17 protein-coding genes are annotated in these 15,452 nt (G+C 55.5%); 6 read left to right on the top strand and 11 right to left on the bottom strand.

All coding sequences use genetic code 11. From position 1 onward, the window contains the following. The first annotated feature begins 294 nt into the window (after positions 1-294). From CHB59_RS05645 to CHB59_RS05625, 5 genes are all read left to right on the top strand, one after another. Positions 295-1,890 (top strand): PepSY-associated TM helix domain-containing protein, encoded by a 1,596-nt coding sequence (locus CHB59_RS05645; protein WP_089375265.1) that lies wholly within the window; start codon positions 295-297, stop codon positions 1,888-1,890. Beyond that, on the top strand, positions 1,887-2,177 hold the full coding sequence (locus tag CHB59_RS05640) for a DUF3649 domain-containing protein (protein ID WP_089375264.1): 291 nt from the start codon (positions 1,887-1,889) through the stop codon (positions 2,175-2,177). The genes CHB59_RS05645 and CHB59_RS05640 overlap by 4 nt, the downstream gene beginning before the upstream one ends. Further along, complete coding sequence (locus CHB59_RS05635; RefSeq protein ID WP_089375263.1) at positions 2,174-2,977, top strand: DUF3325 domain-containing protein; 804 nt, start codon at positions 2,174-2,176, stop codon at positions 2,975-2,977. Before CHB59_RS05640 ends, CHB59_RS05635 begins: the two co-directional genes overlap by 4 nt. Further along, positions 2,977-3,291 (top strand): hypothetical protein, encoded by a 315-nt coding sequence (locus CHB59_RS05630; protein WP_089375262.1) that lies wholly within the window; start codon positions 2,977-2,979, stop codon positions 3,289-3,291. The genes CHB59_RS05635 and CHB59_RS05630 overlap by 1 nt, the downstream gene beginning before the upstream one ends. Positions 3,292-3,366: 75 nt before the next feature. Then, positions 3,367-3,603 (top strand): DUF2789 domain-containing protein, encoded by a 237-nt coding sequence (locus CHB59_RS05625; protein WP_089375396.1) that lies wholly within the window; start codon positions 3,367-3,369, stop codon positions 3,601-3,603. 81 nt (positions 3,604-3,684) lie between these two features. Here the strand turns inward: CHB59_RS05625 and CHB59_RS05620 are convergent, their stop codons facing one another. From CHB59_RS05620 to argS, 4 genes are all read right to left on the bottom strand, one after another. Continuing rightward, entirely contained in the window at positions 3,685-4,479 is a 795-nt protein-coding gene (locus tag CHB59_RS05620) for an SDR family oxidoreductase (protein WP_089375261.1), read from the bottom strand. An 8-nt stretch (positions 4,480-4,487) separates the two neighbouring features. Further along, on the bottom strand, positions 4,488-5,123 hold the full coding sequence (locus CHB59_RS05615) for a thiol:disulfide interchange protein DsbA/DsbL (protein WP_089375260.1): 636 nt from the start codon (positions 5,121-5,123) through the stop codon (positions 4,488-4,490). 64 nt (positions 5,124-5,187) lie between these two features. Further along, on the bottom strand, positions 5,188-5,793 hold the full coding sequence (locus tag CHB59_RS05610) for an SPOR domain-containing protein (RefSeq protein ID WP_089375259.1): 606 nt from the start codon (positions 5,791-5,793) through the stop codon (positions 5,188-5,190). A 105-nt stretch (positions 5,794-5,898) separates the two neighbouring features. Then, a complete protein-coding gene (gene argS / locus CHB59_RS05605) occupies positions 5,899-7,557 on the bottom strand; it encodes an arginine--tRNA ligase (RefSeq protein WP_089375258.1) in 1,659 nt (552 codons plus the stop codon). Positions 7,558-7,664: 107 nt separating this feature from the next. On the opposite strand from argS, the gene CHB59_RS05600 reads away from it, so the two are divergent. After that, complete coding sequence (locus CHB59_RS05600) at positions 7,665-9,881, top strand: primosomal protein N' (RefSeq protein WP_089375257.1); 2,217 nt, start codon at positions 7,665-7,667, stop codon at positions 9,879-9,881. A gap of 45 nt (positions 9,882-9,926) precedes the next feature. Here the strand turns inward: CHB59_RS05600 and CHB59_RS05595 are convergent, their stop codons facing one another. From CHB59_RS05595 to thiD, 7 genes are all read right to left on the bottom strand, one after another. Then, positions 9,927-10,220 (bottom strand): DUF5666 domain-containing protein, encoded by a 294-nt coding sequence (locus CHB59_RS05595; protein ID WP_245835047.1) that lies wholly within the window; start codon positions 10,218-10,220, stop codon positions 9,927-9,929. A gap of 248 nt (positions 10,221-10,468) precedes the next feature. Beyond that, entirely contained in the window at positions 10,469-10,702 is a 234-nt protein-coding gene (locus CHB59_RS05590; protein WP_089375256.1) for a hypothetical protein, read from the bottom strand. A gap of 19 nt (positions 10,703-10,721) precedes the next feature. Continuing rightward, complete coding sequence (lysM, locus tag CHB59_RS05585; RefSeq protein ID WP_089375255.1) at positions 10,722-11,204, bottom strand: peptidoglycan-binding protein LysM; 483 nt, start codon at positions 11,202-11,204, stop codon at positions 10,722-10,724. Positions 11,205-11,309: 105 nt separating this feature from the next. Continuing rightward, positions 11,310-12,380, bottom strand: a complete 1,071-nt coding sequence (gene hemE / locus CHB59_RS05580) for a uroporphyrinogen decarboxylase (RefSeq protein ID WP_089375254.1) — start codon at positions 12,378-12,380, stop codon at positions 11,310-11,312. A gap of 97 nt (positions 12,381-12,477) precedes the next feature. Continuing rightward, a complete protein-coding gene (gene hemL / locus CHB59_RS05575) occupies positions 12,478-13,761 on the bottom strand; it encodes a glutamate-1-semialdehyde 2,1-aminomutase (protein WP_089375253.1) in 1,284 nt (427 codons plus the stop codon). 9 nt (positions 13,762-13,770) lie between these two features. After that, the gene (gene thiE, locus CHB59_RS05570) at positions 13,771-14,400 is read right to left on the bottom strand and encodes a thiamine phosphate synthase (protein WP_089375252.1); all 630 of its coding nucleotides are present in this window, start codon (positions 14,398-14,400) and stop codon (positions 13,771-13,773) included. After that, positions 14,387-15,226: a bifunctional hydroxymethylpyrimidine kinase/phosphomethylpyrimidine kinase gene (gene thiD / locus CHB59_RS05565; protein WP_425435864.1), complete on the bottom strand. Its 840-nt coding sequence runs from the start codon at positions 15,224-15,226 to the stop codon at positions 14,387-14,389. The genes thiE and thiD overlap by 14 nt, the downstream gene beginning before the upstream one ends. Positions 15,227-15,452: the final 226 nt, after the last annotated feature.

Here is a 15,452-nt window from a genome sequence, read left to right as displayed (position 1 = left end):
TACTGTATCAATGGTTTTGGAGACAACCCGTATTGCCTGGTATTTTGTGATAACCCTTGCCTGGGAGCGAGGCTCCGGCTCCGGGCCGGGATGACAAAGGCAGAAGATTTGCAATAATTGTTGTGAATTTTTAGATTTTTTTCATTCCAGGGTGTCCTTTTTTCATTCTCAAGTGTCATTACTAGTAAGAGGGTAATTTTTGGGAAGTGTGGCGTCTGTATAGCGCTGGGCTTCAAGAACATATAAAGGCGGATGTGTTGTCCGCCTTTTGGTTGTATGACACGAGGATGTACCGTGAAAGAAGGTTTCCGCCAGAGCATGGCCTGGCTGCACACTTGGGTTGGCCTGCTGGTCGGCTGGGTGCTGTTCTTTGTTTTTGTGACCGGTACCACTGGTTACATGAATTATGAGATTACGCGCTGGATGCAGCCGGAATTGCCGTTGGCAAAGACACCAGTAGAGGTGGCGCCGGCCCAGGTTCTGGGGTTTGCCTTTGACCGGCTGGAGCAGGTGGCACCCAATGCGCGCATGTGGAGTGTGACGCTGCCGCACCGTGCCGTGGCGCAGCGTACTGACCGCGAAGCTGGCATTGCCTGGGAGGACATGCCACGCGCGGGACAGGAGCGGGGGCGGCGCGGCAAGGAAGGGTTTGACCCTGAGACAGGGGCGCCTGACCAACCTGTGGAGGCCCGGGAAACCGGAGCTGGCTGGGAATTGTATGAAATGCACTACGCGCTGCATTACATCGATTATGACGTGGCGTTCCGCATCGTCGGTGTCTGCACCATGTTCATGTTCCTTGCCATCATCACTGGTGTAATCACGCACAAGAAAATCTTCAAGGACTTTTTTACCTTCCGCCCCGGCAAAGGGCAACGCAGCTGGCTGGATGCTCATAACCTCGTGGGTGTCATGGCCCTGCCCTTTTTTGTCATGATTACCTATAGCGGCCTGGTGTTCTTCACCTTCCAGTATATGCCGAGCGTGAAAGATGCGCTTTATGGCACGTCGCAGAAGCATCTCAAGCAGTTGTACGACGAATTGTTCCAGCGTGATCCGGTCGATAAGGTGTTTATTCCTGTGGCACGCCCTGCTGCATCCGTGCCTGACATGGTGGCCACGGCCCAGTCTGCCTGGGGGGAGTTGCCTGTGGCGACCGTCATGGTGCGCCATCCTGAGAATGAAGGGTCTTATGTGGAAATCACGGGTGATACTTCCAATACCCTGAATCGCGGTTTCCCACCCAGGATGAGATTCAGGGCGGAAACTGGCGAGCCCATGGCGACCGAGGACAAGAACAATGCTTCCCTGCAGACGCGTAACGTGATGCTGGCCTTGCATGAAGGACATTTTGCCGGCTGGTGGCTGCGTTGGCTGTATTTCCTTTCCGGCGTGCTTGGTTGCGCCATGATAGGCACTGGCCTGGTACTGTGGACAGTAAAGCGCCGCAACAACTACCTTGCCAAAGGAAGTCAGCCGGGATTCGGCCACCGGCTGGTGGAAGTGTTGAATGTAGGCACCATTGTCGGCCTGCCTGTGGCCGTGGCGGCTTATTTCTGGGCCAATCGCCTGCTGCCGGTGGAAATGGCAGACCGGGCTGACTGGGAAATTCATTGCCTGTTCGCGACCTGGGGCTGGATGTTCATCTATGCAGCTCTGCGTCCGCTCAAACGCTCATGGCTGGAAAGCCTGTATATCGCGGTTGCGGCATTTGGCCTGATCCCGCTGCTGAACTTCTTCACTACCGACAGGCATCTGGGCGTCACCCTGCCTCATGGCGATTGGGTATTGGCAGGTTTTGACCTGACCATGCTGGGGTTCGCTGCGGCATTTGCCTACATGGCGTACAAACTGAAAAAACGTTGGCTGAAACAGGAGACCAGGGCATGACATCCATCACACGTGATCGCCTGGCAGTGGCATCGCGCATACTGGCTGCTGTGGTTGGCGGTTATGCGCTGACTGCCGCGATCGCCATTCTGCTGGCGCTGGTCTGGCCCATCCCCAAGGCTGAAGCCGTGCTGGCATCCACCATGCTGAGTTTTGTCATATACGCCGCCGTGGTCATCTGGGTATTTGCCACCAGGAGCGCAGCCCGTGCCTGGGTCGGCCTGCTGGTTCCGCTGGCAGTGGTTGGCCTGCTTTGCTGGTGGTTGATGCCGGGAGGTGGAGCATGACGGCATACCACGTGACAGTTCTGCTGTTTGCATTGGCCAGCTTTGCTGCTTTTGCGCTCAGCATGGAAAAGCACGGGCGGGAACTGACCGGTCGTGACTTGTCTGTCGGGCTACGCAAGGGCATGTACTGGCTCGGTTGGGGGTTGTTGGCAGTGGCGCTGGCGATTGGCGTGGCCGGATGGCACTGGAATATCGGCCCGGTGATCTGGCTGGGCTGGCTCAGTATCGTCGGTGTGGCCATTGCATTCCTGATGCCATGGTGGCCATTGCGGCCGCAGCCGGCGCGGAAAAAGGAAAAGGCGCTACCTCAATTGCGGGAGCGCGAGCTGACCTTGCCGGTACGGGCATTGCTGACAGTAGGTCTTGTGCTGTTGCCAGCATGGATAGCCATCAATGCCTGGAAAATGTCCGAGCAGGCAGTGCTGCGGGAAGATGCGATGCGGGGCAAGATCGGCCCCTGGGAGTTTGTGATCGCCGAAGAAAACCTGGATCCGCCGGAATATGTGGCAGGCAATACGCCGATCAAGGAATTCCACCTGCGCTTTTGCGAGGAGTGTGACCGGGATATCCGTGCTGCCTACCTGAAGATTCGCCAGCCACGCTCCCTGCGCGCAGCCGGGCTGTCTTTCCAGGGTGCAAGGTGGACACGCGAGGTCGCCATTTATATTCCCCCGGCAGCGTTGCTGGAAGACCAGATATGGTTGACCGTGGAGAGCAAGAGCGGCGAGGTGTATCACCAGGCGTTCGATATTGCGCGGTTGTCGCCTGCGACCGCCAGGTTCATTCAGGAGAAGAAATAATGCGATTGATGGTCATCCTGCTGCTGTTGCTTGACAGCACTGCAACATGGGCGCATGAGGTGCATATCCCGATTGGCAAATGCTGGGTGGAGGCCAGGGATATCATCTGCGAAGGCGGCGAATCTGATGGTCATCCGCTGCCTGATGCCTTGGTTGAGGTAATCGGTTATGACGAAAAGACGTTCCTGTCCGGCAAGCTGGATGACCATTCCCGCATCAGCTTCAAGCGCCCTCAATGCGAGTTCTATATCTTGATTGATGCCGGGCCAGGGCAAGTCATTGAAATCGACTGGAAAGATATCAAGGGGATCTGATATTGGCATGGCGCGTGAGGCTGTGTTTAAATCAAAGGGTACTCAACCCAGATGATTCCAGAGGAGATGTCATTCATGAGCCAGACCTTTCACCGCTTCTCCGAGTTATTCGCACAACTGGGATTGCCGTCCGATGAGGATGGCATTCGCCATTTCCTCAGTAGCCATTCCCCGCTGCCACATGCGCTTGACCTGCCCGATGCACCATTCTGGACACCAGCACAGGCTGCTTTCCTGCGGGAGGAGCTGCTCAAGGACGCAGACTGGGCGGAAATGATAGACCAGCTGAACAGCGCGTTACGCCCTGTGTGAGTACATACTACATCAGTCAATACAGGTTCCTCGGCGTCATGGTCCAAGGCCAGGTCGATCAGCTTGGCTGACAGGGTAGTTTTAAATCTCTATTCTTGGCTTATGCGGTGCATTTTTGGTCAGTCTGTCCCATAGCCAGCGCGGGATGATACGCAGGATGCATGCGACCCAGGCCATTTGCCAGGGGACGATGACAAAACGCTTGCGCTTGGCGATGGCAGTGGCAAATTTGCTGGCAGCGATATCAACGTCCATGAGGAAAGGCATGCGGTAGCTGTTTACATCTGTCATCGGGGTGCGGATGTAGCCAGGCGCGATGGTGGTGACGGCAATGTTGTCATTTTGCATTTCCGTGCGCAGACTTTCGAGATAGGTGATGGCTGCGGATTTGGAAGCACTGTAAGCGCCTGCGCCCGGCAGGCCACGTATGCCGGCCACGCTGGCGATGCCGACCAGTTGCCCTGGCTTGTGGGCGGTGCGCATGGCATGAATGAATGGCTGGAAGGTATGCACCATGCCGAATACGTTGATCTCGAAGACGGTATGGAATGCAGCAGTATCTTCTGCTTCAGCAGTCAGGGTGCCACGGCTGACGCCAGCATTGGCGATAATGATGTCGGGGACGCCTGTGGCCGTGATGAAATGTTCAGCGCAAACCCGCATGGCGGAGGCGTCACGCACATCCACCTGGAAAATCAGGCATTGCCCGACAGGGAATTCCGCAGCCAACGCCTGCAACGGTGCCAGCCTGCGCGCGGTAACGCCGACAATGGCGCCTTGCCGCAAATAATGCCGGGCCAGTGCCAGCCCGATGCCGCTGGAGGCACCGGTAATAAAAACCCGCTGGCTTGCAGCGGGTGTTGGGGCTGACAGCATGTCAGGAGTTACTTCGCGCCGCCGCTTTTTTCCTTGCGGACATTTTCAATAATGTAGTCTGCAGTCTGCAGAACAGCCTGGTTACCACCCGCCATGGTGCTGGAGGTAATGTAGCGACCATCAATCACGATAGCGGGTACGCCTGTGGCGCCTGAATCACGAAACGTGTTCATGGCGCGTACCATATTGTTATTGGTAGAGAATGAATTGAATGCCTCTTCTACCTTTTTGCGGTCCAGCCCGCCCTTCTTGGTAATCCAGTCGATCAACTGGGCTTCGACGGTTGGGTTGACACTGCGTTCTTTCTGGATGGCCTCAAACAATTGGGTGTGCAGTTTTTCTGTGAGATTCAGGGCTTCCAGTGCATAGAACGCCTTGCCTGCTGGTGCCCAGTCCGGGCGTGGAACACCAGGCACACGCTTGAAATAAACATCCTGCGGCAGTTTCTTCACCCAGGCTGCCAGTGTTGGCTCCAGGTGGTAGCAGTGTGGACAGCCATACCAGAAGATTTCCATGACTTCGATCTTGGCCGGTGTGTCGGTCTTGATGGTCTTGGCAGTCTGCAGGAATTCATTGCCCAGTTGCGGGGCTGCCATGGCAGTTGCAGATGCCAGCAACATCAGGGCAGCAAATAGCTTTTTCATATTGTTGTGTCCTTAGTGAGGTTGAGTAGTTAACGTCTTGCTATGTGTTCAGGATGACACTGGTTTACTGCCCAGTGGAGTTTACCTTGATCAGGTCTGCCTTGAAGCCATTTTGTGCAAGGTCAGACTTTGCACTGTTGATTTGGTTCAGGTCAGTCAGCGGACCGACGCGGACTCGGTGCCATACTCCTTTGCCGGGGATGGTGGCAGTCTGGACAATGGCTTCAAGCCCAAGCAGGGCGAGGCTGGCTTTCATGTTGTCAGCCTCTTTCTCGGTCTGGAATGCGCCGACCTGCAGGAAATAGCTTTCCTGGGATTGTGCTGGTGTGGATTCCTTCTGCTTGATTTCCTGTTCGGTTACCTGTGACTCGCTGCCAGGCAGGATAGTATAGAAATCAAAGCGCGGACGTTCACTGCCTGCTTCATTGTTGTTGGCCTGCTGGCTGGGTTTCGGAGCCTCTTTCGGCATGGCGATTTCACCCGGTTCCAACTTGGGTTTATTGTGCTTGTCGGCAAACGGGCTGTCGCTTTTCATGACCAGAATGGCGACAGCGACTGAAATGCCGACCCCCAACAGAACGCCTATCAACAGGCCGGTAAAAAGCGAGCTGCCTTTATTATTGCTGCTAGAGTTCGATTTGCGTTGTGCAGGCTTGTAATCTCGACTCACGATAGTTCCTCTTTTTTCTTCAATTCAGTCCCGACATGTCTCTATATTGAGATGTTGTCTGGTGACTTGTTCAGGTTGAGATAGTTCCCCCCGGATTAATTCACTTTACATCTTTTCTGGAGCGCTGACTCCAAGCAATGACAGGCCATTGCGCAGCACCTGACGGGTGGCAGACACCAATGCCATGCGTGCTGACGTGACGGTTACATCGTCAACCAGAAATTTATGGGCGTTATAATAGCTATGCAGGTCGCCCGCCAGGTCCTTGAGGTAAGTAGCCACCATGTGAGGTGCCAGCTCCTCGGCTGCATTGGCAACCAATTCCGGGAACTCGCTCAGGCGCTGCATGAGGACAGTTTCATGCTCGGTGGATAATACGCTCAGGTCGGCTTTTTCCAGGCCGGCGATATCGCCACTCCATTCGTTCAATACACTGCAGATGCGTGCATGGGCGTATTGGATGTAGTACACCGGGTTGTCATTGCTTTGCGCGCGGGCAAGGTCAATGTCGAATACCAACTGTGAATCGGCGCGTCGTGCGGCAAGGAAATAGCGCGTGGCATCGCAGCCTACCTCCTCAATCAGATCGCGCAGTGTGACATAGCTGCCTGCGCGCTTGGAGATTTTCACCTCTTCACCGCCACGCATCACCGTGACCATCTGGTGCAGCACATATTCCGGCCAGCCTTTGGGAATGCCGACATTCAAGGCCTGCAGCCCGGCGCGCACACGTGTGATTGTGCTATGGTGGTCTGCGCCCTGTTCATTGATGACGCGTTCGAAACCACGTTGCCACTTATCCAGGTGATAGGCCACATCCGGCACGAAATAGGTATACCCTCCTTCGCGCTTGCGCATGACCCTGTCCTTGTCATCCCCGAAATCGGTGGTGCGCAGCCAGAGGGCGTTATCCTGCTCATAGGTATGACCGCTCTTGACCAGGTTGCTGACCGTATCTTCCACTTTACCGTCGCGGTAGAGGGCGGACTCCAGCGAAAACACGTCAAAACCGATCTGGAATGCCTTGAGGTCCAGATCCTGCTCGTGGCGTAGATAGGCGACAGCAAACTGGCGGATCGCTTCGGCATTGTCCGCATCGCCAGCACCCGTGACGGCCTGGTCGTCTGCAGTGACAGTTTCCTTTGCCATGTAGGCGGCTGCCACATCGGCAATATAGTCGCCACGGTAGCCATCTTCCGGCCATTCCGCATGGTCTGGTGTAATGCCCTTGCAGTGGGATTGCACGGAAATGGTCAGGTTGTCGATCTGCGCGCCAGCATCGTTGTAATAGAATTCACGGGTTACGGCCCAGCCATTGGCTGCGAGCAGCCTGGCAAGGCAATCCCCCACGGCGGCTCCACGCCCATGGCCAACATGCAAGGGGCCAGTCGGGTTGGCCGACACAAATTCCACTTGTATCTTGCGGGATTGACCATGCTGGTTATGGCCATAATGCGCGCCCAGCTTCTGAATTTCACGCACGACAGCTTGTCGGGCAACTGGGCTGAGGTAGAAATTGATGAAGCCGGCACCGGCAATTTCTACTTTGTCCACATAGGTGGATGCAGGCAATGCCTTGATCAGGGATTCAGCAATGGTACGCGGGTTCTGACGCAAGGGCTTCGCCAGCGTCATGGCCAGATTGGTGGAAAAGTCCCCATGTTGCGCATTCTTCGGGCGCTCAAGCTGGATGGAGGCAGCGCCAGTCTCGGCGTTCAGGCTGTTTGCGGCGACCTGTAGTAATTCGGTAAGATGTGCTTTCAAGGCGAGCTACGAAACGTGAATAAAAGCATTATTTTAACCTACTGCAAGCTTGCACTGATATGCAATTGTCGAACTTCGTCATATAGATCGCATATTATGGTGCCGATATGACGGAGCAGACCACAATTCAACACCCCTATATCCTGAAAGTGGCGCTGGATGTTCCCCTGGATGGCGTGTTCGATTATCGCAGCGATACCCCACTCCAGGCCGGGCAGCGGGTATTGGTGCCTTTTGGCCCACGTAAGCAGGTTGGTATCGTGGTCGGTACGGCAAGTGAAAGTGATATTGCCCCTGCCAGGCTCAAGTCTATCATCCGACATTTTGACCAGGAGCCGGCGCTGGATGCCGAGTTCTTCTCGCTGCTGAAATTCTGCGCGGATTATTACCAATATCCTTATGGCCAGGCGTTGCTTGCAGCGCTACCTGCGCGTTTGCGCCAGACCGAGCCAGCACAGGCACGACAACAATTCTGTTACTGGCTCAATGCAGTCGGGCTGGCCGCAGGGCTGGATATGCTTCCTGCGCGACAAGTGGTACAACGCCGCATTTTTTCTGCACTGCTTGAGCATGGCCGGCTGAGGGAGGCTGACTTGGCTGAACTCAGCCCAGGCTGGCGCAAAGGCCTGGCTGCGCTGAGCGAGTTGGGCTGGATTGAGCAGGAGCAAGTATATGCAGGCTTGCGCTCCATACTGCATGCCTCCAGTGTGCAACCTGAGTTGAATGCCGAGCAGTCATATGCGGTGCAGAGTGTGCTGCAGCAGCGGAATGAGTTCAGGCCGTGGCTGCTGCATGGTATTACCGGAAGTGGCAAGACTGAGGTGTACATGTGCCTGTTACAAGCAATATTGGCGGGCAATGAAGACCAGGCGCTGGTACTGGTGCCGGAAATCAATCTGACACCACAGCTGGAGGCGCGTTTTCGCAGCCGTTTGCCGGAGTATTCTCTAGTGACGCTGCACAGTAACCTGAGCGAGAGTGAGCGCTTGCAAAACTGGCGATTGGCCCAGACTGGTGCTGCCCGTATTGTCATCGGCACCCGTTTGTCAGTATTTGCTCCCATGCCTCGGCTCAAGTGCATCATTGTGGATGAAGAGCATGACACTTCTTATAAACAGCAGGACAGCATGCGTTATCACGCGCGCGATGTGGCGTTGGTGCGGGCCCAGCGTCGCAATATTCCTATTGTGCTGGGGTCTGCCACACCGGCGCTGGAAACCTGGCATAACGCACAGGTTGGCCGTTATGGCCTGTTAAGCCTGCAGCAGCGGGCGGTGAGCCAATCACAACTGCCGCAAGTGAAATGCGTGGATGTGAGTAAGGTGCAGATGCAGGATGGCTTGTCCCTGCCCTTGGTCAAGGCGCTGAAAACCCGGCTGGAGCGAGGTGAGCAAAGCTTGTTGTTTATTAACAGGCGTGGCTATGCACCTGTGCTCTTATGCAATGCCTGCCACTGGATTGCGCCTTGCATGCGATGCAGTAGCCGTCTGGTGGTGCACCTGCGGCAGGGATGTTTGCGTTGTCACCACTGCGGACATGAGCAGAAGATTGTGCGCCAGTGCCCGAGCTGCGGTAATCCGGACTTACATCCTACCGGACATGGTACGCAGCGTTTGGAGGAAGTTCTCGTAAAATTGCTGCCAGAAGCCCGCATATTACGTGTAGATAGGGATAGTACGCGGCGGAAGAATGCTCTGGATCACATGTTAGCCGCAGTGCATGCTGGAGAGGTTGATATCCTGATCGGTACGCAAATGCTGGCCAAAGGCCATGACTTTCCCAACCTGACGCTGGTGGGGGTGCTGGACACGGATAGTGCCTTGTTCAGTCCGGATTTTCGGGCCACAGAGCGCCTGTTTGCGCAGTTGATGCAAGTGGCTGGGCGCGCGGGCCGTGCAGACAAAGCAGGTGAGGTCCTGATCCAGACAACCCTGCCGGAACATCATTTGTTCAATGCCCTGCGTGGCCAGGATTATGCCGCCTATGCCAGTGGCATATTGCAGGAGCGCGAGATTGCCCAGTTCCCTCCTTATGAATTCCTGGCGCTGGTCAGGGCTGAGGCGAATGATTATGCTCCGGTGCAGGGTTTCCTGCAGTTTGCCGCTGAAGCTGCACGGGAGATGGGAAGCGCTGCCTTGGTGTATGACCCTGTGCGACCACAGATGGAGCGTTTGAAAGGCATGGAGCGGGGACAGTTGCTGATGCAGGCCTCAAGCAGACAGGTGTTGCAGCAACTGTTGCGGCAACTGACTCCGCAAATGCGGGCGCACCCGCTCAGCAACCGGGTGCGCTGGAATGTTGATGTGGATCCGCAGGAGTTCTGAAGATGGGCAGGAACCCGTTGCGGTCTAAGTCGTCATGTATGGCAGTCATCCATGATCGTCACATTTTTTAGGGGCGATGGTCTCAATCTCTGAAGCCACACCTTCATCATGCTCCACTTCTACACAGGCGCCGACAACCAGTGGCCCTTGATCGGGGTCAATATCGGTTTTCTCCGTGACTTCTATTTGTTGTCCGCTGATCGTCCAGATGCCGGGGTTGGCGGCAGGCCGGGCTTCAATCCGGCCGATAAATTCTTCATCTGCCCAGACTGCGTTGCTTGCCAGCAGGCTGATTGCTGCAATCGAGACACATAGTTGGAACAAGCCAGGGATGTTCATAATAGATCTCCGTTATCAATATGTATCTATGCTATATGGCGTTCTGTGCGGATATGATCGGTATCAGGCTGATGCTGGTGTAGGACTTACCCTGAAACGGCGGAGGTACCTATGACTGTCATGACTGCTGCAGCCAGAGATATAGCGGGGCCAGCAAGATAGAGGCTTGTTAAGTGCTAAAAAAATACCCGGAAGGCCCCGGGTATTTTGTGAACGGGATAGCGGTACGCTATCCAGATCGATGGATATTACTGTTGCTCGGCAGCAGCAGCGCGAGCTTTGCTGATAGCGTCTTCAGCAGCCTCTTTTGCATCCTCTGCGGCTTCTTCAACCTGCTGGGCAGCGTGTTCGGCATGCTCCTTAGTGTATTCCACGGCTTCTTTCGCGGTTGCTTCCGCGTTTTCCTGATCCTTGCTGCTGCAGCCTCCCAGCATCAGGCTGGCAAGAAAAATGGCGAGAACGGACGTCGATAATAATTTCATTCAGGGTCTCCTGTTACTGTTATTTAGGGATACGTAAAGTCTGGCCTGGATAGATTTTATCCGGATGGCTCAGCATGGGTTTGTTTGCCTCGAATATCTTCATATAGCTGTTCGCGTTGCCGTAATGCTCCTTGGCAATCTTGGACAGGGTATCACCACGTACCACAGTGTAGAACACGGGTGCTTCGCCTTCTTCCTTGACCTTGAGGTTATCGACGACATCGCTGACACCATTGATATTACCGCAACAAAGCAGGATCTTCTCCTTGATCTCCTGGGTCGCTGCAGTACCGCTGACCGTTACTTTGCCGGTGGCGCCGTCAAAGTCCACTTGCAGGTCATCTGCGTTCAACTCCATTTTGTGGATGTAGTTGAGTACAGCCTTGCTGGCCTCGGCATTGGCAGTGGCTACCGGATCTGCTCCTTGTGACTCGGCGGCAACGGCCTGGTTTGTGCCAAACAGTTTTTCACCAGCTTCTTTGATGAATGAAATCAAACTCATCTGCTTATCTCCTTGTTGTTATAAAGTCGTTGACAAACGAAACGCTTGACTGAGTTATCTTACTCCGATCCTGCTAATGGTGGCGGTTGCGATTGTTATTTTTCATCAACCTTGCAGATGATATTTGCTGCTGATCGCATGCACGGCCTTGATCATGGCCTCCGCATTTTCAGGAGGCGTGAACTGAGTAATGCCATGACCGAGATTGAAAACATGGCCATTGCCTATGCCATAGTCTGCAAGAATGCGCGCCACTTCTTTTTCCACTGCTTCCGGGGTTGAGAGCAGGATGGCAGGGTCCATATTGCCTTGCAGGGCGACTTTGCTGCCTACACGTCTGCGGGCTTCACCCAGGGATACTGTCCAGTCCAACCCTAATGCATCCGCGCCGGTTTCTGCCTGCGCTTCCAACCATAGCCCGCCGCCCTTGGTGAAGACGATGCTGGGCACGGTACGGCCTTCATTTTCCTTGGTCAGTCCACTGACGATCTGCTTCATATATTGCAGCGAGAATTCCTGGTAGGCATGGTGAGACAGCGCGCCTCCCCAGGAGTCAAAAATCATCACTGCCTGGGCGCCGGCAGCAATCTGCGCATTGAGGTAGGCAATGACGGTTTGCGTGGTGATATTAAGAATATGATGCAGTAACTCAGGTCGCGCATAGGCCATCTGCTTGATGGTGAGGAAATCTGTGCCTCCGCGGCCTTCTACCATATACGTAGCCAGGGTCCAGGGGCTGCCTGAGAAGCCGATCAGCGGCACGCGGCCATCCAGCGCGCGACGAATCTGGCTGACGGCATCCGTGACATACTTGAGCTCGGTACCGACATCAGGCACCGCCAGCTTGCGGATATCGCTTTCTTCGCGCAGGGTGCGTTCAAACTTCGGGCCTTCTCCCTCCTCGAAATACAGGCCCAGGCCCATTGCATCAGGGATAGTGAGAATATCCGAGAACAGGATGGCGGCATCCAGAGGATAGCGATCCAGCGGTTGCAGCGTGACCTCGGTGGCAAAGTCCGGACTCTGGCACAGGCTCATGAAGCTGCCTGCATGTTGGCGGCTGGCACGATATTCCGGCAGATAGCGCCCGGCCTGGCGCATCATCCATACTGGAGTATAAGGAGTGGGCTGGCGTTGCAGCGCACGGAGAAAAACGTCGTTCTTCAATGAGGTCATTACAGCTATCCTGTCAGTAAGTACTTATGCTATTGCCCAATGCATGAGCCAGTGTCGGTCAATGTTACCGGCGGCGCAATATTCCAGATGGCAGCCATTACGCATGTAACCGGCTGAATGCCTTGCGGGTCGCGGCAATTGTCTGGGCAATGTCTGTGTCACTATGGGCGATCGAGACAAAGCCGGCTTCAAAAGCCGACGGTGCCAGATACACACCCTCTTCCAACATGGCATGGAAGAATCGGTTGAATGCCTGCTTGTCCGCCTGCATGACTTCTGCGAAGCTGGCCGGGCATGCCTGGCTGAAATAAATGCCAAACATGCCGCCTACATGCTGGGCGCTGAAAGCAATCCCGGCCTCACTGGCGGCCTGTGTCAGTCCATCCGTGAGTTGTTGGGTACGGGCTGCAAGCTCGGTATGGAAGCCGGGACGTTGCAATTGCCTGAGTGTGGCCAGGCCGGCAGCTACGGCAACCGGGTTGCCGGATAATGTGCCCGCCTGGTAGACCGGCCCCAATGGTGCGAGGGACGACATGACATCAGCCCGCCCCCCGAACGCGCCTACCGGCAGGCCACCACCGATGACCTTGCCCAGGGTGGTCAGGTCAGGCCTGATATTGAATAGTTGTTGTGCGCCGCCCAGTGCCACACGGAACCCGGTCATGACTTCATCGAAGATCAGCAAAGTACCGGATTGGGTACAGAGCGTCCGCAAGGCGGCGAGGAATTCAGGCGTGGGCTTGACCAGGTTCATATTGCCCGCCACCGGTTCCAGGATCACGCAGGCGATTTCGTTGCCAACTTGCGAGAATAATTGCTCCAGCGCCGGCACGTCGTTGTAAGGCAGTGTCAAGGTGTGCGCTGCCAGTTCAGGCGGGACACCTGCTGAACTGGGCTGGCCGAATGTCAGGGCGCCGGAGCCAGCCTTGACCAGCAGGGAATCGGCATGGCCGTGGTAGCAGCCTTCAAACTTGAGAATCTTGCTGCGGCTGGTGAAACCGCGCGCAAGGCGGATGGCGCTCATGGTGGCCTCGGTGCCGGAGCTGACCAGCCGCACTTGTTCCATGCTGGGTACCAGCTCGGTAATCAATTGTGCCATTTCCAGTTCCAGCGCAGTCGGCGCGCCGAATGACAAGCTGTTGGCAGCCGTGGATTGCACAGCTGCAATGACATCCGGCTGTGCATGGCCGAGGATCATGGGCCCCCAGGAGCCGACATAGTCGATATATTCCTTGCCATCTTCATCCCAGAGCCTGGACCCCAGCCCACGCTTGAAGAATACCGGCGTGCCTCCCACTGAACCAAAAGCCCGCACGGGTGAATTGACGCCGCCTGGAATCAGGGACTGTGATTGTTCAAATAATTGCTGGTTTCTGCTCATGGTTGTGTTTTAGCTGAAAAGTTGATTGAAGTGTCTGGCCTGTGTCGCAATGTCTGGCGCATTCCATAATGCCCCGATCACTGCAATGGCGTCTGCGCCGGCATGGATGATCTTGTGCGCATTTTCAAGATTGATACCACCTATGGCAACCACAGGCAGCTTGAGTTCGCGCGCGGCCGTGAATAGTGCAGCTTCTGCGCGTGGGGCATCTGGTTTGGTCGATGAGGGAAAACAGGCACCGAATGCAATGTAGTCAGCCCCCAGCTTTGCTGCCTGCTGTGCGAGAGCCAAGTTGTTGTAGCAGGATGCGCCTATGATCTTGTGGCTGCCTAGCTGCGCTCGTGCGGCTGCAATATCGCCATCATCAATGCCAAGATGCACACCATCTGCATCCAGTTGTATGGCTAGTTGCACATCGTCATTGATGATGAGCGGCACCGCATAACGGCGGCACAGCGTCATGAGTGCCGCTGCCTGTTCGCTGGCCTGTTCGGCAGATGCGCGCTTGTTGCGATACTGCAATATGCGCGCACCGCCAGCAAGTGCTGCTTCACTGTCTGCCAGCAGCTTGTGTGTATCGGTGATGTCCGGCGTAATGGCATACAGTCCGGAAATGGGCATGGACCTACTCTTCGTCATCAGCTTCTTCGCGCGCCCAGAACAGGCGGTCAGGAATGTATTGTCCCATTCCGGGCCGGAACGCGTGCCGCAATGAGTGCCAGGTATATTCCTGCGCCTCGGCGATGGCCTCCTCCATTCCCAGGCCATGGGCCAGGCAGGCGGCAATGGCAGAGGCTAGGGTGCAACCGGAGCCATGGTAACTGCCCGGCAGGCGCTCGCATGGGTAGGAGCGCAGCAGTTTCTGCGAACCGTAAAGATTATTGACGACCTGCTGCGAGCGTTCATGTGTCCCTGTGACCAGTACAAATTCAGGCCCCATGCTCAGCAGGCGCTGTACGACATCATCCATGGAGGCATGTTCGACAGCATCCGTGTCATCTCCGGAAAACGCCAGGCGGCGGGCTTCCAGGCTATTGGGTGTAATCAAGGTGGCCTGCGGAAACAGCAGGTCTATCATGGCTTCCTGCATGGCCTCGTTGGCCAGTTCATCGCCACGGCCTGAAGAAAGGATTGGATCAATCAATAATGGCACATCGGGATAGTCCGCCACGATTTCCGCGATCACGGCAATATTTTCCACGCTGCCCAGCATGCCCAGCTTGAACGCGGCAACCTGCATATCTTCAAGAATGACGCGGGCCTGGTCGTTGATGAGGTCTGCATCCATAGGGACGACATTTTCCACGCCGACAGTATCCTGTGCTGTGACTGCTGTCACGACAGACAATGGATGGCAGCCAATGCTGGCCAGTGCGAGCAGGTCTGCCTGTAATCCGGCGCCGCCACTGGGATCGGTGGCTGCAAAAGTGAGTACGCAAGGAGGCATGAGGTTGATAGTTTCCATCGCAGGTCCTGTGTCGGGAGGGGCAGGCCAATGTTATAAAGCTGCCTATTTTAGCCTAATCACTCCTGAAAGGAGAGAACCGGGTCTATTCCTGGCGGTTCTGGTAAGGCTAATGTGGGTTGCGTGCATGACTGGAGCGGATAAATGTGTTCAGGTAATTGTCGTATTGACGGCTTTCACCTATGCTTTGTCCAGATAGGAGATTGTCTGTTGCATCTGACCTTAT

Origin of the sequence: Methylobacillus rhizosphaerae (assembly GCF_900187985.1) — a bacterium.
Lineage (GTDB): Bacteria > Pseudomonadota > Gammaproteobacteria > Burkholderiales > Methylophilaceae > Methylobacillus > Methylobacillus rhizosphaerae.
This window is presented reverse-complemented; position numbering and strand designations above follow the sequence as displayed.